Source organism: Micromonospora sp. CPCC 205558, from assembly GCF_036902955.1.
Classification (GTDB): Bacteria; Actinomycetota; Actinomycetes; order Mycobacteriales; family Micromonosporaceae; genus Micromonospora.
Genome location: NZ_JBAKHR010000032.1, coordinates 54,124 through 73,782, shown reverse-complemented (window position 1 = coordinate 73,782; position 19,659 = coordinate 54,124). Strand labels below are relative to the sequence as shown.

At 69.7% G+C, this 19,659-nt stretch carries 14 protein-coding genes; 9 read left to right on the top strand and 5 right to left on the bottom strand.

Annotated elements, in window-relative coordinates; all coding sequences use genetic code 11:
• Window positions 1-260: 260 nt before the first annotated feature.
• From V6U86_RS28140 to V6U86_RS28130, 3 genes are all read left to right on the top strand, one after another.
• Window positions 261-1,205: an inositol-3-phosphate synthase gene (locus tag V6U86_RS28140; protein WP_334508418.1), complete on the top strand. Its 945-nt coding sequence runs from the start codon at window positions 261-263 to the stop codon at window positions 1,203-1,205.
• Window positions 1,206-1,328: 123 nt separating this feature from the next.
• The gene (locus V6U86_RS28135; protein ID WP_334508417.1) at window positions 1,329-1,835 is read left to right on the top strand and encodes a SigE family RNA polymerase sigma factor; all 507 of its coding nucleotides are present in this window, start codon (window positions 1,329-1,331) and stop codon (window positions 1,833-1,835) included.
• The gene (locus V6U86_RS28130) at window positions 1,832-3,178 is read left to right on the top strand and encodes a hypothetical protein (RefSeq protein ID WP_334508415.1); all 1,347 of its coding nucleotides are present in this window, start codon (window positions 1,832-1,834) and stop codon (window positions 3,176-3,178) included. Before V6U86_RS28135 ends, V6U86_RS28130 begins: the two co-directional genes overlap by 4 nt.
• A 3-nt stretch (window positions 3,179-3,181) precedes the next feature.
• Here the strand turns inward: V6U86_RS28130 and glgA are convergent, their stop codons facing one another.
• Window positions 3,182-4,390 carry a glycogen synthase gene (gene glgA, locus V6U86_RS28125; RefSeq protein WP_334508412.1) on the bottom strand — a complete coding sequence of 403 codons (1,209 nt, stop codon included), beginning with the start codon at window positions 4,388-4,390 and terminating at the stop codon, window positions 3,182-3,184.
• A gap of 72 nt (window positions 4,391-4,462) precedes the next feature.
• Between glgA and glgC the strand changes: the two genes are divergently transcribed.
• Both glgC and pgm read left to right on the top strand, forming a co-directional pair.
• Entirely contained in the window at window positions 4,463-5,695 is a 1,233-nt protein-coding gene (gene glgC, locus V6U86_RS28120) for a glucose-1-phosphate adenylyltransferase (RefSeq protein WP_030335777.1), read from the top strand.
• A gap of 31 nt (window positions 5,696-5,726) precedes the next feature.
• Entirely contained in the window at window positions 5,727-7,370 is a 1,644-nt protein-coding gene (gene pgm, locus V6U86_RS28115; protein ID WP_334508409.1) for a phosphoglucomutase (alpha-D-glucose-1,6-bisphosphate-dependent), read from the top strand.
• A 192-nt stretch (window positions 7,371-7,562) separates the two neighbouring features.
• On the opposite strand, the gene V6U86_RS28110 is transcribed toward pgm, so the two are convergent.
• From V6U86_RS28110 to V6U86_RS28100, 3 genes are all read right to left on the bottom strand, one after another.
• Window positions 7,563-8,486: an NAD(+)/NADH kinase gene (locus V6U86_RS28110; protein ID WP_442935020.1), complete on the bottom strand. Its 924-nt coding sequence runs from the start codon at window positions 8,484-8,486 to the stop codon at window positions 7,563-7,565.
• Between the two features lie 100 nt (window positions 8,487-8,586).
• The gene (locus V6U86_RS28105; RefSeq protein WP_334508405.1) at window positions 8,587-11,694 is read right to left on the bottom strand and encodes a M14 family metallopeptidase; all 3,108 of its coding nucleotides are present in this window, start codon (window positions 11,692-11,694) and stop codon (window positions 8,587-8,589) included.
• Between the two features lie 93 nt (window positions 11,695-11,787).
• Window positions 11,788-12,990, bottom strand: coding sequence for an O-antigen ligase family protein (locus V6U86_RS28100; RefSeq protein ID WP_334508403.1), 1,203 nt, complete (start codon window positions 12,988-12,990; stop codon window positions 11,788-11,790).
• A gap of 392 nt (window positions 12,991-13,382) precedes the next feature.
• Here V6U86_RS28100 and V6U86_RS28095 point away from each other — a divergent pair, with 392 nt between their 5' ends.
• The 4 genes from V6U86_RS28095 to wecB all read left to right on the top strand — a co-directional run bounded on the left by V6U86_RS28095 (window position 13,383) and on the right by wecB (window position 18,223).
• Window positions 13,383-14,714 (top strand): glycosyltransferase, encoded by a 1,332-nt coding sequence (locus V6U86_RS28095; RefSeq protein ID WP_334508401.1) that lies wholly within the window; start codon window positions 13,383-13,385, stop codon window positions 14,712-14,714.
• Window positions 14,715-14,911: 197 nt separating this feature from the next.
• The gene (locus tag V6U86_RS28090) at window positions 14,912-15,967 is read left to right on the top strand and encodes a polysaccharide biosynthesis protein (protein WP_334508399.1); all 1,056 of its coding nucleotides are present in this window, start codon (window positions 14,912-14,914) and stop codon (window positions 15,965-15,967) included.
• Complete coding sequence (locus tag V6U86_RS28085) at window positions 15,961-17,085, top strand: polysaccharide biosynthesis C-terminal domain-containing protein (protein ID WP_334508397.1); 1,125 nt, start codon at window positions 15,961-15,963, stop codon at window positions 17,083-17,085. The genes V6U86_RS28090 and V6U86_RS28085 overlap by 7 nt, the downstream gene beginning before the upstream one ends.
• A gap of 13 nt (window positions 17,086-17,098) precedes the next feature.
• Window positions 17,099-18,223 carry a non-hydrolyzing UDP-N-acetylglucosamine 2-epimerase gene (wecB, locus tag V6U86_RS28080; RefSeq protein WP_334508395.1) on the top strand — a complete coding sequence of 375 codons (1,125 nt, stop codon included), beginning with the start codon at window positions 17,099-17,101 and terminating at the stop codon, window positions 18,221-18,223.
• Window positions 18,224-18,301: 78 nt separating this feature from the next.
• On the opposite strand, the gene V6U86_RS28075 is transcribed toward wecB, so the two are convergent.
• Window positions 18,302-19,645 (bottom strand): hypothetical protein, encoded by a 1,344-nt coding sequence (locus V6U86_RS28075; RefSeq protein ID WP_334508393.1) that lies wholly within the window; start codon window positions 19,643-19,645, stop codon window positions 18,302-18,304.
• Between the last annotated feature and the right edge of the window lie 14 nt (window positions 19,646-19,659).

The window sequence follows — 19,659 nt, the reverse complement described above, 5'->3', positions numbered from 1 at the left end:
ACCATCCAGCTCGCGCACGAGGGCGAGCTTGACCGCGGCCAGGCGTTGCTCGAGCCGGTGCGCCGCGTCGAGTGCCGCGACGACGTCACGCTCACCTGCGGCCCAGACAGGCGTGTCGAAGCAGGCCACGACAGCGGCCTCGGCCTGCTCCAACGCATCGATCACAGGCAGAGACTAGAACAGACGTACGAGAGTGTCCGGCCCGTTGCAGGATCCCGTGGGGACGGACCGCCGAACCGGAGGTGACATAGCCTTCCGCCATGATCAAACGGGTGAAGGTCGCCGTTGTCGGCGTCGGTAACAACACCTCAGCTCTGGTGCAGGGGCTTGCTCTCCACCACGACAGCGGCAGCCTGGTCGGCATCCGTCGACCGGTGATCGACGGGCTCGGCGTGGGGGACATCGACATCGTGGCGGCGTTCGCCACCTCCGCGGAGAAGATCGGGCGGGACCTGACCGAGGCGATCTTCCTGCCGCCGAACAACTACCCCCGGCTGGACTGCGACCTGCCCAGCGCGGGTGTGCCCGTCACGAAGGGCCTCGCCGACGCGAGCGAGGTGCCGCGGGTGGCGGCGGCGCTGGCCGGGGCGGAGGTGGTGCTCTACTCGGCGCCCAGTGGCCGGCCGGAGACCGCCCTGGCGTACGCCGAGGCGGCCCACACGGCGGGCGTCGCCTTCATCAACACCACTTCCGACCCGGTCGCCCGCGATCCCCGGCTGCTGGACAGGTTCGAGGCGGCCGGGCTGCCGCTGATCGGCGACGACCTGGCCAGCCAGTTCGGCACCTCGGTGCTGCACAACGCGCTGCTGCGGCTCCTGGCGGAGCGGGGCCTCACCCTGGTCAGCTCCTACCAGGTCAACCTGGGCGGCACCGAGGACTTCCGCAACCTGGTCGAGAACCCCAACACCAAGGCGCAGTCCAAGCTCAACGCGCTATCGGCTGCCGACAAGGTGCAGGTGGCTCCACTCGGCTACCTGTCGCAGCTGAAATCGCAGAAGGTGGCGCACCTCAACCTTGAGGCGCAGGGCTGGGGCGGGACGGCCGTGAGCCTCGACGTGAAACTGACGGTGCACGATCCGAGCGGTGCCGCCGGGGTCAACATCGATCTGATTCGGCTGGCGGCCAGCGCCCTGCGCACCGGGCAGGGTGGCTATCGTGCCGAGGCGGCTTCGCTGCTCAAGTCCCCGCCCGGCACGGCGATCTGAAGTGGGTGTCGCGGCGCGCGGCTCAGCCCGACCGGATCGGCCGCAGTCACGACTCGAATTCACGCGCGAGCTGCCACAACCAAAACGGGTCCGGGACCACTCCTAGTGTTTCGGGAGGCCGGATTGCGCAATGAACGAGAGTACGTCGAGTACGTGCAGGCACGCATGCCGTGGCTGCGACGACTGGCGTACCGGCTGTGCGGGCAGTGGTCGGCCGCCGACGACCTGGTGCAGGAGTGCCTCGTCGCGTTGTACCGGCACTGGCGTAGGGCATCGGAGGCGGACTCCGTGGACGGCTACGTCCGGGTGATGCTGGTCCACACCTACCTGGCCGAGCGGGAACGGTCCTGGACACGCCGGGTACGGCCGGTGGCCGATGTGATCGGGCCCGCGACGCCGCCGCTCGCCGGCGCCGAACACCGCATCGACCTGCTGGCGGCGCTGACGAAACTGTCCCGTGGACAGCGCGCGGTGCTGGTCCTGCGCTACTGGGAGGACCTCGACGTCGCGCAGACCGCGGTGGCGCTGGGCTGCTCGACCGGCACCGTCAAGAGCCAGACCTCGTACGCCATCGCGGCGTTGCGCCGCCTTCTGCCGAACTACGAGCCGGAGGGGTCGGACACGCCATGAGAGAACTGTTCGCCACCCTGCCGGACGATCCGCCGCCGTTGTCGCCCGGTTACCTGGACGGCGTGCTCACCCGGGCCCGCCGCTCGGTTCGACGCCGCCGGCTCGGCGTCGCCTCGGTGTGGGTGGTCGCCGTGCTGGTCCTGGCCGTCCTGCTCGTGCCCGGTGTGCAGGGTTCCGTCCAGCCAGCGGCCCCGTCGACCAGGCCGAGCCTGCCGGACCGTCTCGCCGGCTATTCCCTACTCACCAGCACCGTCGCGAAGGCTCCGCCCGGCCGCGCGATCGCCCTCTACGGCTACGGCAACGGCGAGACGTTCAACATGTTCCAGTCACTGGTCGTCGGGGCCGACGGAAACACCTATCGGCGGGTCGACGCCAGTGAGCAGCGCAACCGCCCCTCGGCGCTCCTCGCCCCGGACGGCACTCACGTGCTGCTCGGCGACGACCGCGGTGCGACCGACGACCTGATCCTCGAGGATCTGACCACCGGGAGGCGTCGATCCCTCCCGCTCGGCGAAGCGGTCGGCGTGCGGCTGCTGGCGTGGTCCCCCGACGGCGGTCACGTCGCGTACAGCGCGGCGCCGCTCACCAACTCCGGCGAGTTCGGCAGCGTCAACGTCGTCGAAGCCGAGGTGGCCCGCACCGGCACGCTCTGGCTGCTCGACCTGTCGACCGGACGCCGCACCGAGGTGCCGACGATCAAACCGGCGTGGACGGCGGCGTTCGCGCCGGACAGCCGCCGCCTGGCCGTGCAGGTCGGCCAGACGGCCCACCTCGTCGATCTGGACGGGCGCGAGTACGGCAAGGTCCAGATCCCGGCCGGACGCGAACTGGCGGCCGAGGTCGGCTGGTCGCCGGACGGCCGGTTCCTTGCCACCGAGCAGTGGATCACGGATGGACCGTTCAACGGCACCACCGGCGGAGACACCGGCCGTCACGGCACCTTCCTGTGGAAGGTCGGCGACGTCGACTTTCTGCCCGTCACGGACGCCCGCACACCACCGTCGGCGGTCCAGGACGTCGTGCGGCTGCTGGGCTGGCGCTCGGCGGACACGATGGTCGTCGCGACAAGTGACTCCTCGGGTCACCTGGCCCTGGCCGAGGTGCAACTCGGCACCGGTACCCGACGGACGCTGTCCCGCTTTGACACCGCCCGTACCTGCGAGTTGGGCATGCAGAACTGCGAGGTCCTCGACCTGCACCTGGCTGCCGGCCTGCTGCCCGAGCTGACCGTCCGCGACGCCGGCCGTCCACAGCGCGGCCCCTGGCCGACGCCAGTGAACGTCGTGGTCGCCGTCGTCGTCCTGGGTGCCGGGTACCTGCTGTGGCGTCGGACAGGTCGCTGAGCGCTAGCCCGTCGCCCCGACCGAGCGGTAGACCTCCAGGGTCTGCCGGGCCACCGCGTCCCAGGAGAAGTGCTCGACGGCCCGTCGCCGACCCGCCTGACCGAACCGCTCGGTGCGCGCCGGGTCGGCGAGCAGCGTGTTGATCGCCGACGCCAGGTCGGCGACGAACTTCTCCGGCTCCAACGGGGTCCCCGACCCGTCGGTGACCTGCTCGATCGGCACCAGCAGGCCCGTCTCGTCGTCGGCCACGACCTCGGGGATGCCGCCGGTGGCGGTCGCCACCACCGCCGTCTCGCAGGCCATCGCCTCCAGGTTGACGATGCCCATCGGCTCGTAGATCGACGGGCAGGCGAAGACGGTGGCGTGGGTGAGCACCTGGATCACCTCGGGCTTGGGCAGCATCTCGGCCACCCAGACCACCCCGGACCGGTTGGCCCGCAGCTCGGCGACCAGCTCCTCCACCTCGGCGGCGATCTCGGCCGTGTCCGGCGCGCCGGCGAGCAGCACCAGTTGGGTGTCGGCCGGCAACTCCCGGGCGGCGCGCAGCAGGTAGGGCAGGCCCTTCTGCCGGGTGATCCTTCCCACGTAGACGACGCTGGGTCGGGCCGGGTCGATGCCGAGCCGGTCGAGCACGTCGGTGCCGGGGTCCGGGGCGTACTGGACGGTGTCGATGCCGTTGTAGACCACCCGGACCCGGTCCGGGTCGATCTGCGGGTACGCGGTGAGCACGTCGTTACGCATTCCCCCGCTGACCGCGATGATCGCGTCGGCCGCCTCGTACGCGGTGCGCTCGATCCAGGAGGAGAGCGCGTAACCGCCGCCGAGCTGCTCGGCCTTCCACGGCCGCAGCGGCTCAAGGCTGTGCGCGGTCACCACGTGCGGCACCCCGTGCAGCAGCTTCGCGGTGTGACCGGCCAGGTTCGCGTACCAGGTGTGGCTGTGCACCACATCGGTGCCGGCCGTGCCGGCGGCCATCTCCAGATCCACGCCCATGGTGCGCAGCGCGGCGTTCGCGCCGGTCAGGCCGGGCGGTTCGGCGTACGCGGTGACGCCCGGCTCGGTGCGCGGCAGGCCGAAGCAGTGCACGCGTACGTCGGTGTGGCGGCGCAACTCCCGAGCCAGGTACTCGACGTGCACGCCCGCGCCGCCGTAGACCTCCGGCGGGTACTCGCGGGTGAGCAGATCGACGCGCAGGGGAGTGGGTTCCGTCATGACCCCGCACCCTAGTGCAGAAGAGTCCCCGTACGAGTGGTGAAGTGGGACGCGGGTGGATAGCGTCGGGGCATGGCTGCCAAGGTGCTCGCGATCGTCCTGGCGGGTGGGGAGGGCAAGCGCCTGATGCCACTCACCACGGACCGGGCCAAGCCGGCCGTCCCGTTCGGCGGGATGTACCGCATGGTCGACTTCGTCCTCTCCAACCTGGCCAACGCCGGCTATCTCAAGATCGTCGTGCTGACCCAGTACAAGTCCCACTCCCTCGACCGGCACATCACCAAGACCTGGCGGATGTCCACGCTGCTCGGCAACTACGTCACCCCCGTGCCCGCACAGCAACGTCGTGGCCCGTGGTGGTTCGCCGGCTCGGCCGACGCCATCTACCAGAGCTTCAACCTGATCAACGACGAGCAGCCCGACTACGTGATCGTTTTCGGTGCCGACCACATCTACCGGATGGACCCACGGCAGATGGTGGAGGACCACATCGCCTCCGGCGCGGCGGTGACCGTCGCCGGCATCCGCCAGCCGCTGTCGATGGCCGACCAGTTCGGCGTCATCGAGGTCGGCGAGGACGGCAAGCGGATCCGGGCGTTCCGCGAGAAGCCCACCGACGCGGTCGGCCTGCCCGACGCACCGGACGAGATCTACGCCTCGATGGGCAACTACGTCTTCACCACCCGGGCGCTCTGCGAGGCCGTCGAGCGCGACGCCGAAGACAAGACCAGCAAGCACGACATGGGCGGCAGCATCATCCCGATGCTCGTCGAGCGCGGCGAGGCCAACGTCTACGACTTCCGCGACAACGAGGTGCCGGGCAGCACCGACCGCGACCGCGGCTACTGGCGGGACGTGGGAACGCTCGACTCGTTCTACGACGCGCACATGGATCTGATCAACGTGCACCCCGTCTTCAACATGTACAACTTCGACTGGCCGATCTACACCGAGCAGCCGCCGTGGCCGCCGGCGAAGTTCGTCCACCAGTGGGGTGAGCGGGTTGGCCGGGCGGTCGGCTCGATGGTCTCCCCCGGTGTGGTGATCTCCGGCTCGCTGGTGGAGAACTCGATCGTCTCGCCGAAGGTGCGGGTGCACTCCTGGGCGCACGTCGAGGGCTCGGTGTTGATGGAGGGTGTGGAGATCGGCCGGCACGCGGTGATCCGGCGGGCCATCCTGGACAAGAACGTGTTCGTCCCGGAGGGCGTCGAGATCGGCGTCGACCTGGAGAAGGATCGGCAGCGCTACACCGTCTCCGACAACGGCATCGTGGTGATCGGCAAGGGCCAGAAGGTCGTGCCGTGACCGAGCCGCACTCCCCGAGGAGGATCCCGCAGTGACCCACCCCCGTGCCGGCCAGCCCGCCGAGCCCGCCGACCTGATCGACGTGCCGCGCCTGGTGACCGCCTACTACGCCGAGCATCCGGACCCAGCGGACCCGGCCCAGCAGGTCTCCTTCGGCACCTCCGGCCACCGCGGCTCCAGCCTGCGCAACGCGTTCAACTCCGACCACATCCTGGCGGTCACCCAGGCGCTCTGCGACTACCGACGCGAGCAGGGGTTGGACGGCCCGCTCTTCCTCGCCCGCGACACCCACGCCCTCTCCGCGCCGGCCGCGGTGGACGCCCTGGAGGTGCTCGCCGCCAACGGGGTCACCGTGCTGGTGGACAGCCGCGACGGCTACACCCCCACCCCGGCGCTGTCGCACGCGATCCTCACCCACAACCGGGGGCGGACCAGCGGGCTCGCCGACGGCATCGTGATCACCCCGTCGCACAACCCGCCCGACGACGGCGGTTTCAAGTACAACCCCACCAACGGGGGGCCGGCCGACACCGACGTCACCCGGTGGATCCAGGACCGGGCCAACGCCATCCTCGCCGCCGGGCTCAAGGAGGTCCGCCGGATCACCTACGCGCGGGCCCGGGCCGCCGACACCACCGGGGAGTACGACTTCCTCGCCAACTACGTCGACGACCTGCCGGCGGCGATCGACATCGACGCCATCCGCGACGCCGGGATCCGGATCGGCGCGGACCCGTTGGGCGGGGCGAGCGTGGCGTACTGGGGTGAGATCGCCGAGAGGCACCGGCTGGACCTGACAGTGGTCAACCCGACGGTGGACCCGACCTGGCGGTTCATGACCCTGGACGGCGACGGCAAGATCCGGATGGACTGCTCCTCGCCGAACGCGATGGCGTCACTGATCGCCGCGCGCGCCGACTACCAGATCTCCACCGGCAACGACGCCGACGCCGACCGGCACGGCATCGTCACCCCCGACGCCGGGCTGATGAACCCCAACCACTACCTGGCGGTGGCGATTCGTCACCTGTTCCGCACCCGCACCGAGTGGGGTCCGGCCGCCGCGGTGGGCAAGACCCTGGTCTCCTCGTCGATGATCGACCGGGTCGCCGCTGACCTGGGTCGGCCGCTGTTGGAGGTGCCGGTCGGCTTCAAGTGGTTCGTGCCCGGCCTGCTCGACGGTGCGGTCGGCTTCGGCGGTGAGGAGAGCGCCGGGGCGTCGTTCCTGCGCCGTGACGGCTCGACCTGGACCACCGACAAGGACGGCCTGCTGCTCTGTCTGCTCGCCGCCGAGATCCAGGCCACCACCGGCCGCAGCCCGAGCGAGCACTGGGCGGAGTTGGCCGAGCGCTTCGGCGCTCCCGCGTACGCCCGGATCGACGCCCCGGCCACCCGGGAGCAGAAGGCTGTGCTGGGCAAGCTCTCCCCGGACCAGGTCACCGCCACGGAGCTCGCCGGTGAGCCGATCACCGCGACGCTGACCACCGCCCCCGGCAACAACGCACCGATCGGTGGCCTCAAGGTCAGCACCGAATCCGGCTGGTTCGCCGCAAGGCCCTCGGGCACGGAAGACGTCTACAAGATCTACGCCGAGTCCTTCCAGGGCCCCGACCACCTGAAGAAGATCCAGGAAGAAGCCAAAACCCTGGTAGACCAAGCCCTAACCCAGGCATAACCCCCCACCTCCCACCCCCCTGCGCACCCCCCGGGGCGTCCCGCCCCTCGCCAGTCGATCATGAAGTTATTGCCATCCCGCGCGGCGTGTCGTGGCAATAACTTCATGATCAACCGGAGCTGGGGCTGGGGCTGGGGCTGGGGCTGGGGCTGGGGGTGAGGGCCTGGGGGTGGGGGCCTGGGGTGGGGTTCTTTAGCAGGGTGGGGGGTCGGCGGGGGACGGTAGGTGCTGGCCGCGTCGGCGCAGCTCTTCGGGGAGTAGTTCGCGGAGTTGCTCGGGGAGGAACGGCAGGTCGAGCAGCGTCATCTTCAACTGGTTGCGCTCCTGGTAGCGCAACGGGTCGAAGCGGACCACCAGACCGGCATCGCGGCGGTACGAGATGTCCACCGTCCCCTCCGTCGCCGCGTCGCGGAACACCAGCCCGTCCATCTCCACGACGACCGGCGACGAGTTGGGCTGTAGCTCCAACCGGATCTTCTCGTCCGGAGAGAGCACCACCGCCCGGGAGATGCCGGCCATCGGCGCCGCCGGCGTGATCACCACCGAGTCCGCCGCCGGGGAGATCAGCGGACCACCGGCGGCGTAGCTGTACGCCGTCGAGCCGATCGGAGTGCTGACCACCACGGCGTCGCTGCGGTAGTACCCGTACTGCTGGCCGTCGATGGCGAGCGTGACGCTGACGAAGCCGGCGCCGGGCTGGCGGACCAGCGCGATGTCGTTGAACGCCACGATGTCGTCACCGCAGACGTCACAGGCGAGGCAGGCGTGCGACTCGACGGTGAAGTCCTTCGACAGCAGCCGGCTCAGCGCCTCTGGTAACTCCGGCGGTTCGATCTCGACGAGAAACCCCAGACGACCCAGGTGTACGCCGAGCACCGGCTTGGGGTCGCGGATGGCAGAGCGCAGCGCGCCCAGCATGGTGCCGTCACCGCCGATGCTGATCAACGCGTCGGCGCGGGTCGCCACCTCGTCCGCCGGCACCGGCTCGACGCAGGACGGGACGCGGTGCTGGTCCTCCTCGCGCACCATCAGCGTCTTGTGGTGACGCGTCGCCCACCGTTCGATGATCCCGACCACCTCGGTGACATCCCGGGTGGGGTGCAGCACAAGTCCCAGCCCCGACACCCGTACAGCTCACCACATCGGCGGCACCCGCACCCGGCGTACACCGAAGGTGCGCCGACGGCCCGCGGACCGTCGGCGCACTTCGCCGCCATCAGGGGCGGGGCTGCCCGGTGAGGTGGGTCAGCGAGCGGGCGACCAGGTCATCGCGGGCCGCCGGAGGCAGACCCTCCAACCCGAAGCCCAGATACACCGTGTCCCCGGTGACCACCACCGAGCCCTCCTCGAACGCCTGCTGGCTGCGCGACCAGTCGTTGGCGTTGCCCGCGGAGCCGGGCGGTGGGCCGGCCACCGTCCAGCCACCCAGGTCGGCCGACTCGAACGAGGTCTCCGCCACTGTCGACCCGTCGACCAGCACCCGGGCGTCGTCCAGGAAGACGCCGAGACCCTGGGTCCCCCAGTCCGAGGCGTACGTGATCGACACCTCGACCTGCTTGCCGGCGTAGCCCGACAGGTCGACCACGAACTCCTTCCAGCCCCCCGACGACCCGGTCGCCGCGTTCCAGCTGCCGGTGCTCCCGGTGGGGGAGCAGTCCGCGCCCTGGTAGTGCGCGAGGAACGGGTGCAACTGCTCCACCCAACCTTCGGCGCAGCTGTCCCCGGTGACCGTGCCGGTCTTGCCGTTCGCGTCCGGCAGGGTCGTCCAGTCGTCGCTACCCACCTCGTGCGCCTCGACGAACATGAAGTCCCAGTCCTGCTCGATCTCGTACGAGGTGAAGAAGCGCAACTCGGCGCTGCTCGCCCCGGTGAGGTCCACCGTGCGCGTGAGCCGCTTGTACGACTCGTCGGTCTGCCCGCTGTACAGGTACCACTCGCCGGTGTGCGGATCGAACGGCGCACCGCCCGGTCGGGTCCAGCCCACCGGGGCGGAACTGGCGAACTGCGGGAACTCGTCCGGCGGCAGGAAGCTCGACGTGGTCAGGAACGACGCGGTGTGCGCCTGGTTCTCCGCCGAGCCGGCAGCGTTCAGCTGCCCGTTGAAGCCGGTGAACGCCGCGTCGGTCCCGACGACCGGGTACGGCTCGCCCGCCGGGCTGGTTCCGCCGTCGCTGACGTAGGTGTGCGCGCCCAGCCAGTACTGCTGGAAGTCGTTCAACAGCGGCAGACAGCTGGCGGACTCGGCGTCGGTGCACTCCGGTGGCGCGTCCGGGTGATAGACGTACGACCCGTTGGCGCCCTGCGCGAACAACGCGTACTGGCCGCTGACCAGCAGTTTGCCGCCCTCGTTGAGGTAGTCCCGAACGGCCAGCTCGGTCTCCAACGCCGCCCTGGCCGTCGTGCCGGGCACCTGACCGGGGGAACGCATGATCACGTCGTCGCCGGTCTCCCAGACCACCGCCTTGTAGTGCGACAGCACGCCGAGCGGGTGCGGCGCCTTGCGACCCATGGCGTCGAAGTCGTACACGTCGCTGCTGCGCCCGGCGGCGCTCAGCGACGCCGCGACCTCGTCGGCGTACTTCGCGGTGGTGCCGGTCTGCGCCGGGCTGAGGCCGGTGACGTCCTCCGTCGCGAGGACCAGCACGTCACCGCCGATGTCGTTGTGCACCCGGTAGGTGAAGTGTTCGCTGGCCACCACCCCGGCACGCGGCTTGTTACCGGTGAACCAGACCTCCACCCGGTCGCCCGGCTTCGCGCCGCTGACCTTGCCCCGTAGTTCGGCGTAATAGTCGTCGTGCGTGTCGCCGTACCGCTCGCCGCCGCGCCACTCGCGGACCGCGACCGTCTTCGGCCGCCCGCCGTTGACCGTGTAGTGCATCTTCACGTTCTTCAGCGCCCGCCTCGTGATCGAGGCGACCTGCTGGGTACGCCCGTACGAGGTGTCGAACGCGTCCACCACGAAGTCCGGGGTGCTTCGACCGACCACCGAGACCGGGTCGTCCGGGTCCGCGGCGGACCGGGCCACGGCCAGCGCGAACGGTAGGTTCTTGCCCACCTCACCCGCGATCAGTGCCTCGTCGTCGGGGAAGATGAAGCCGCTGACGCAGTCCTCCGGGCGCCACTGGTCGTCCGGGTCGACGGCCGAGGCGGCCTCGCAGGTGGACATCTCCGGGGTGAAGCCCAGCGTGCCGTACTTGACGGTGGCGTGACTGTCGGTGTCCCCGTTGGTGGTGTACAGCTCGGCGGAGATGTCCGGGTCGTAGCCGGGCACCGCCGGGTGTGCGTCGTCACCGGCCATCGCCTGGTAGATCACGTCGTCCGGGCTGGGGGTGCTTACCTGCCAGCCGATGCCGTAGAGCAGCAGCTCGGCCGCCGAGTGGTAGTTGACGAAGAACTCGAACCCGACCCGCTTGAAGAGCCGGTCCAGGGCCACCGTCTCCGGCTCCGAGTTGGGGCCCGGGCCCCGGTAGGTCTCGCTGTTCGGCTCCGGCGACGAGCCCTCGTTGTCGTATCCCCACTTGTAGCGGAAGTTGCGGTTCAGGTCGACGCCGTCGCCGGAGCCGATCTGCCCGTCTCCGTTGTTGTCGCGCAGGTTCTTGCGCCACAAGCGGTTACCGGGGGTGAACGTGAAGTCGTAGCCATCCGGGTTGGAGACCGGCAGGAACCACAGCTCGGTCGTGTTCAGGAGTCGGGTGATCTCCGGGTCGGTGCCGTAGCTGTCGAGGACGTGATGCATCAGCCGGCGGGTCATCTCCGGCGTGATCCACTCGCGGGCGTGCTGCGCACCGGCGTAGAGCACCGCCGGTCGCTGGCCGTCGGCGACGCTCCGCGCGTTCTTGGTGACCTTCACCGCGACGATCGGCTGCCCCTGCTGGCTGCGACCGATCGTCTGCACCTTGGTCAGCTTCGGATACCGGGCCGCGGTCGCGTTCAGCTCGTCGCGCAGGCCGCCCGGCTCACCGTAGGGACGGAAACTCGTCCAGCCGGCCGCGGCCTGCTCCCGCAGAGCCTGCGACGCGTCCTTGCCGCGAACCTTCTTCACCGACAGGGGTACGCCCTTGTCGGTCAACCGCTTCGCCTGCCGTCGGCTGAGCACCGTCTCGACAGTCGTCCGGCCGGACGAGTCCGTCTTCGCGTCGTGGCCGAGGTCGACCCCCGCCGCGCGCAGCTGCTCCCGCTGTTTCGCGTCGACCGTGCCGACGTACACCTCAAGGCCGTCGCGGGCGCCCGGGTCGGACGGTGGCCGCGCGCTGGCCGGTGGGCTGAGTGCCAGTGCGCCGAGCAGGGTGACCACGCCGGCGATCGCCAGTCGTCTCGGTCTCATCGCGCCTCCTTGAGTGAAGGACCTGTAGGCGCGAGCCTCTCGGTGCAGCGTGATCGATGTCAATCGGTCGATGGGAGCGAGGTAACTGACCGCTCAGGGCCGCGTGACCGTGTGTCGCCAGGATCCGAGCTGTCCGGCCCGCGCGGCGCTGTGCCGCGGCACACTCCTCCGGCGGGTGCCGGACGTCGAAGGCCGTACCGCCACGGGCGCGACGGACACGAGCGCGAGGGCCACGAAGCACACCGGTGAAACCTCCCAGTGGCCGGTCAGCCAGATCGGCGCCTGGGTGATCAGGAAGACGCCCGCCACGCGGAGGCAGGCGGGGGAGGGGTGCCGGAAGGGGCCGGCCAGCGCGAACGTGAGTATCCCGGCGTAGAGGACGACACCGATCAGCCCCAGGTCGTTGCCCACGCTCAACAGGAGGTTGTGCGCTCCCAGCCCCAGGTCGCCGGTGGCGGTCAGCATGCCGGGACCGATGCCGAGCAGTGGTGACTCGGCCCAGTGCGACAACGCGTACGGCCAGATGTACAGCCTCCCGGAAAGGTCACCGGTGGCCCGGCCCGCGAAGGCGCCGTCGAGCCAGAGCATCTCGGAGGAGAGCACGCGGTAGAGGCCGAGCGGCACCAGGATCAGGGCGACGGGCACCGTGGCGACAGCCAGCGCCCGCGCCAACCGTGCGGCCACCATGCTCAGCAGCAGGTAAGCGGCACCGACCAGCACCGCGATCAGCGCTCCCCGTGTCCCGGTGAGGAGCACCCCCCAGAACAGGACGGCCGCTGCGGCGAGGATGCCGATCCACTCGACCTTGGTCGAGGGACCCAGCAGCAACAGTACGGCGGCGACTGCGACGCCGGCCGCCAGACTGTACGCGGTGTAGTTGTAGTTGACTCCCTCGATGCCGTACCGGATCGAGAAGTCCATCACGGAGTCGCGAACCTGAAACGAGTTCGGCACGGGGTCGGTCATCAGCTTGATGGTGGTGCCGACGCAGCCGGCCAGGAAGGCGTAGCCGACGGCGAAGAACGCGGCTCGGGTGTGGACGACGTGGCGGACGGCGATGAACATGGCGCACGCCGCCCCGTACAGGTAGGCCATGCGGAGCGCGGCATCGAAGTCGGCCGCCCAGAGCAGGGTGACGCAGGCCCATGAGCCCGTGGCAGCGGCCAGCAGGTCGGGTGGGAAAAGCCGGGGCGTCCGGTAACTCACCAGGATGGCCACCAGGGCTGTGGCCGCGCCGAGGTGGTTGGTGACACTGGTGTTGTACTGGGTGCAGAAGGCGATCGCGCAGACGAGCACGAGCCCTGGAACGTGCCGTCCCGACAGCGATCGGTCCCCGGACGCGGGTGTTGTTCTGGCCAGGTGGCGTCCGGTGGCCCGGCCGGTCGTGGCCCGGGCCGCAGCCGAGTATGGGGCGCGAGTGTGGGGCGCCCTCCGATCGGGCAGGACCGCGGTCATCGCAGCCATCCCGGGGCAGTCGCGAGCGTCGCCACGGTCGTCGTCCTGTGCACCATTCGTCGCCTTCCTGATGGCCGCAGTCAAACCACCATAAGGCCATGCAACCGTTCAAAATGGAAAAGGCGGCACATTCCTGATGGGGTGTGACCGCTTCGCCTGCATAACCATCGGCCGTCGCCGAGGGTTATTGCTGCGAGGCGGTCGTGCCGGACGCGCCAACATCGGGAGTGGACATGCAGGTGTACAACGCCGGCCCTGAGCCGGTCCGGGTCGGCCGTCGTCCGACCGAAGTCGCGCTGCTCGGTTTCACCCTGCCTGACGACATGTTGAAGCAGGTGATGGCCGGCGACACCACCCATGCCACGCAGACCCACACCTTCGCCTGGGCCGTGGTCAACGCCCTGCGCGACGCGGGTTGCACCGTACGTCTGATCTCCGCCGCGCCGGTTTCGAACTACCCGCGCAACCGGCGGATCCGGTTCCGCGCCGGCCCCTTCCACCAGGGCGGGATCGACGGCCAGCAACTGGGCTTCCTGAACGTCCTGGGGATCAAGCACCTCAGCCGGTTTGTCTCCGCCTGGTGGCACGGCGGCCGCTGCACCCGACGGGATCCGATCGACGTCCTTCTTGTCCACGGCGTGCACACGCCGTTCCTCTGGAGTGGGTGGGCGCTGGGCCGTCGACGTCGAATCCCGGTCGTGCCGATCCTGACCGACCCACCAGGAGTGGGCCGGCCAGGTGAGGGACGTGCGGTGCGGCTGCTGCGCGGGCTCGATGTGGCGCTGGTCCGGGCGGCCCTGAAGCGCTGCTCGGGGGTCATCGCCCTGACGCTTCCGCTAGCCGAGGACTTCGCCCCAGGGCGTCCCCGTCTCATCATGGAGGGCATCTGCACCCCACCGGCTGCGGTCGGCCCCCAGCCGCAGGCAGCCAGCCGGACCCGGGAGATCATCTATGCCGGCGGGTTGAGCCGCGCGTACGGTGTGGACCGTCTGGTGGAGGCGTTCCGTGGGCTGCCCGACCCTGACCTGAGGCTGTCCGTCTTCGGTCGCGGTGAACTCGAGCCGTGGCTCCACGAGCAGGCGTCCGCCGATCCGCGGATCGCCCCACCGGCGCTGATCGACCGGGTCCGGCTCGGCAGCCGCCTTGCCGGCGCGGCGGTGCTGGTCAATCCCCGCCCCGTCGGCCAGTACTTCGTCCCTTACTCGTTTCCGTCGAAGACCATCGAATATCTGGCGACCGGCGTGCCGGTGGTGTCGACTGATCTGCCGGGCATCCCGGACGACTACCGGCCGTACCTCGTCTACGCCCCGACAGATTCGGCTGAGGGGCTGCGTGCGGCGATCGAGCGGGTGCTCGGAATGCCGGCGGGCGAGGCCGAGGCTCTCGGGGCGGCGGGACGCGACTTCGTCGTCCAGACCCGCAGCCGCGCCGTGCAGGGTCAACGGATGCGGGACTTCCTGGACGGGCTCATCGACGAGCCCTCCGGTCACGGGGTGACGGCGCGGCTGCCCGTTGCCGACGGCGCCATCCGGTCTCGCGCCACCGTCGGCCGCTCCGATCGCTGAGCAGTCGGGAGTCGGATGCCGCCCCGCGCTCGACTCTCCGGCAGCCCGCGAGACGCCGGACCGGCTGTCGTGACCCGGGGTGGCGACCAACCCTTGGCGATTTGTCCGAAATACAAATTTCGCCACGACTCCTGGAGTGATTGCTCGTTGACCCGAACGAGTGTCCGGCGACCCCACTGCCGGACTTCTTTCTGATCATGAACGGAGTTCTCGTGAGCGCTGTACCTGCCGGTTGCCGGGTCTTGATCACCGGCGGTACCGGATCCTTCGGTCGGACGATGACCCGTCGCCTGCTCGACGGCGACGTCGGCGAGGTCCGGGTGTTGAGCCGGGACGAGGCCAAGCAGGACGCCATGCGGCGGCAACTCGGCGACGACCGGGTGCGCTACCTGGTCGGCGACACCCGGGACGCCGATTCGGTGCTTCGAGCCACCCGCGACGTCGACTACGTCTTCCACGCCGCCGCCCTCAAGCAGGTGCCCTCCTGCGAGTTCTTCCCGCTGGAGGCGGTACGCACCAACATCCTGGGCAGCAGCAACGTCATCGAAGCGGCGGAGCGCAACGGGGTCGGCTCGGTCGTGGTGCTCAGTACGGACAAGGCCGTGCACCCGATCAACGCGATGGGGATGAGCAAGGCGCTGATGGAGAAGGTCGCCCAGGCGTACGCCCGGAACAACCCGAGTAGTCGTACCGTCGTCTCCTGCGTCCGGTACGGCAACGTGATGTACTCCCGCGGCTCGGTGATCCCGCTCTTCGTCGAGCAGATCAAGGCCGGCCGCGCCCCGACGGTGACCGACCCGACGATGACCCGTTTCCTCATGTCCCTGGCCGACTCCGTCGACCTGGTCGAGCACGCGTTCCAGCACGCCCGGCCCGGGGACATCTTCATCCGCAAGGCCGCTGCGAGCACCGTCGGGGACCTCGCCACGGCGGTGTGTGAACTCTTCGGCGCCCCGTCGAAGATCGAGACCATCGGTGTGCGGCACGGCGAGAAGGCCCATGAAACCCTCGCGAGCCGCGATGAGCTGGCACAGGCCGAGGACTTCGGCGAGTTCTACCGGGTGCCGGTCGACGCCCGGGACCTCAACTACGCCCTCTACGTCTCCGAGGGGGAGTTGGGCGAGAAGCCGGCGGAAGAGTTCAACTCCGCCAACGCGCGGCGGCTGGACGTACCGCAGGTTGTGCAACTGCTGCAGACGCTGCCCGAGATTCGGGCCGAGCTGGCACTGCGCGATCCGGTGCTCTCGTGCTGAGGATCGCGGTCACCGGTGCCGGAGGCTTCCTCGGCTGGCACGTGCGCGTTCTCGCCCGGGCGCTCGGTTGGCCCGAGCCGGTGGTGATCAGCCGAGCGGACCTGTTCGACGAGGCCGCGCTCGCCGCCCGGCTGGACGGCGTCGACCGGGTGTTGCACCTGGCCGGGGCCAATCGGGGCGATCCGGTCGAGGTGGCCACCGCGAACGTCGACCTTGCCGCCGCGTTGGCTCGCGGGCTGCGCCGGTGCGTCACACCGCCGGGCGCGGTCGTCTTCGCCAACTCGGTGCAGGCGGGCAACGGCACCCCGTACGGCGATGCGAAGGCCGTCGCCGCGGCCACCGTCGCGGCGGCCCGACCCGACCTGATCGACGTCCACCTCCCGAACCTGTACGGCGAGCACGGCCGGCCGCACTACAACTCGGTGGTGGCCACGTTCTGCCGGCTGCTCGCCGACGGGCAGTCGCCGCAGGTGCACGAGGACCGGCAGATGGAGTTGGTGCACGTCACCGATGCCGCGGCTCGCCTGTTGGGGATCCCGGAGGGCGGCTCGTGGGACCCGTCGATGCCGATGCTGCGGATCGGCGTACGCGAACTCGCCAGCCGCTTGGCCGGTTTCGCCGACATCTACCGCAACGGCGAGATCCCGCGCCTGGTCGACCGACACGATGTACGACTGTTCAACACCTACCGGTCGCAGTGCTTCCCGTCCCACTATCCGCTACCGCTGCCCAGACATGTCGACTCGCGCGGTGAGCTGGTCGAGGCGGTACGGGCGCACGGGGCGGCCGGGCAGACGTTCTGCTCCACCACCCGTCCCGGCATCGGCCGGGGTGAGCACTTCCACCTGGCGAAGGTGGAGCGGTTCGTGGTGCTGCGCGGCAGCGCCGAGATCAGCCTGCGTCGGGTCAGCGAAGACACTGTGGTGCGGTTCCAGGTCAGCGGGGATGATCCTGTGGTGGTGGACATGCCGACCATGTGGGCCCACAAAATTGTGAATACCGGATCGGACGAACTTTTCACTCTCTTCTGGGTCAACGAGCTGTTCGACCCCGCCCGTCCCGACACCTATCCGGAGCGGGTGGAGGCGGCAGAGCCGGTCCCGGCGGTGCTGGCGTGACGGAGGAAATGGCATGACCAGGGTAATGACGGTGGTCGGCACCCGGCCCGAGATCATCCGGCTGGCCCGGGTCCTCGACCGGCTCGACCGGACCGTGGACCACGTCCTCGTCCACACCGGCCAGAACTGGGACCGGTCCCTGTCGGACGTCTTCTTCACCGAGCTGCGGCTGCGTCAACCGGACCGGTTCCTCCGTGTGGACACCTCATCGCTCGGCCGGGTCCTCGGCGGAGTGCTGATCGGTATGGAGCAGGCCATCGAGGAGTTGCGGCCGGACGCCTTGCTGGTGCTCGGCGACACCAACAGCTGCATCGCCGCCCTGATGGCCCGCCGCATGCGGGTGCCGGTCTATCACATGGAGGCCGGCAACCGCTGCTTCGACCTGAACGTGCCTGAGGAGACCAACCGGCGGATGGTCGACCACGTCGCCGACTTCAACCTGGTCTACACCGAGCACGCCCGACGCAATCTGCTGGCCGAAGGGCTGCATCCGCGTCGGATCCTGCACACCGGCTCCCCGATGCGGGAGGTGCTGGAGCACTACCGGGAAGGCGTCGAGCGCTCGACGATCCTCGACCAACTCGGGCTCAACGCAGGCGACTACTTCGTGGTGAGTGCCCACCGGGAGGAGACCGTCGACCGACCAGACCGGTTGCGTCGGCTGCTCGACTGCCTGCGGGCGGTCCGGGACACCTGGGGACTGCCCGTGCTGGTGTCGACCCACCCCCGCACGCGCAAGCGGCTGGAGGCGCTGACCGACGACGCGCTCGCGCTCGACGGCATCGCCTTCCACGAGCCGTTCGGGCTGCTCGACTACGTGCGCCTGCAGAGCCAGGCTCGGTGCACCCTCTCCGACAGCGGCACCATCAGCGAGGAGTCGGCCATCCTCGGGTTCCCGGCGGTGACCCTGCGGGAGTCGATCGAACGCCCGGAGGCGCTCGACGCCGGCGGCATCGTGATGACCGGGCTGGACCCGGACGGCGTACTGGAGGCGATCCGGGTGGTGGTCGACCAGGTCGCCGCCGATGGCGTGCCCTGCCCGGCCGACTACCAGGTCCCCGACACCTCACGCCGGGTGGTCGATTTCATCCTCTCCACCGTGCGCCGGCACCACGACTGGGCCGGCATCCGGCGCTGATCCGCCGGTTCGTCCGCACACACCCTGCCGGGTTCGGTCGCCACGACCGGACCCGGCAGTTGCGTCTGTGGCCGCCGGTCAGCTGCGGATTCCGCCCCGCGGTGACGTGCTGATCTTCTCCTGAGGTGCCGGGTCCGCCGCCGGAACGGCGGGCTGACCAGCCGCCGATCCGCCGGCCGGCCCGAAGAACCAGGTGTACGGACGGCTTTGCCGCCGCAGCAGTGTCAGGCCGAGCACCGCACCGGTGAGCACCTCGGCGGCGAGGGTGGCAACGGCCGCTCCGGTCGCACCAGCCAGCGGCACCGCCGCGAGAGCCACCGGGGTGATCAGAGCGGCGTTCAGCACCATGATCCGGGTCGCCTGTCGGTAACTCGCGTCGCCGATCTGATTCAGCGTCACCGCCCGGACGATCGTCATGAAGGGAAGTGCGACTGCCAGGAGTATCAGCCACAGTGCCGGACCGTCCGGGGGGAGCCGGAGCAGATCGCCGACGATCCACGGGGCGGCGACGGCGCTCACCACCGCGATCATCATCGCACCGAGAATGGCGATCCGTTCTCCCTGCCGGCCTTCGTTGACGTTACCGAGGCCCTGCCGGCGCCGCACCCGTCCGACCAACGAAACCCGCAACGCGGCGGTCAGCACGCTGGTCTGCGCCTGGTACACGCTGAGCACAGCGCCGAACGCCCCCATCACCTGTGGGGTGACCAGCAGCGACAGCAAGACTGTCGCCATCCGGCTGCCCCAGTATTCAGCGATGCTGTACGTGAACAGGTGACGGTTCATCCGGAACGCGGAGAAAGCACGCCGTGGTGACAACTCGGCCAGGAAGCGGGGGCGCAACCAGGAACGTCTGCCGAGGAACGCTTCGGCGGCCAGGAACTGGATGACCGCCGCCGTCAGCAGTGCGGTGCTGAGCTGCCCCCCGAAGGTGACCATCACCAGAGCCGGGACCTTGCACCCGCAGATGGCAACCGCCGTGCTCACGAACCGCAGATCACGCGCCAGATCCGCGAACTGGAAGGTGGCGTGATTGTTGCCGATGGCCACCAACGCGATCGACAGCATGGCCGGCCACTCATAGCCGGAACGGCTGTACAACGACCCGACGGCGACAGTGCCGAGCACCATGCACGGCAAGGTCACGAACACCCACTGGCTCCGTACCGCCCGGCGTTGCTCGGCATCCCCGCTGATGTAGAGCAGAGGCGAACCACCGGCCACGACGATGGTCACCAGGGCCAGGGCCGCCGTGACAGCGACGTACGCCGCGATCTCGTCCGTCTGGCCGTGGCGTGCGCTGAACGCGAGCAGCGCGGCGTTCAGCAGCCCGTTCAGCAGATTCGTGGAGGAGGCGACCAGCGAGTGCCGGGTCGACGACGTGATCTGGCGCGGCAGTCGCAGGCGGCCCGCACCTGTCATCGCTCGCCCCGGAC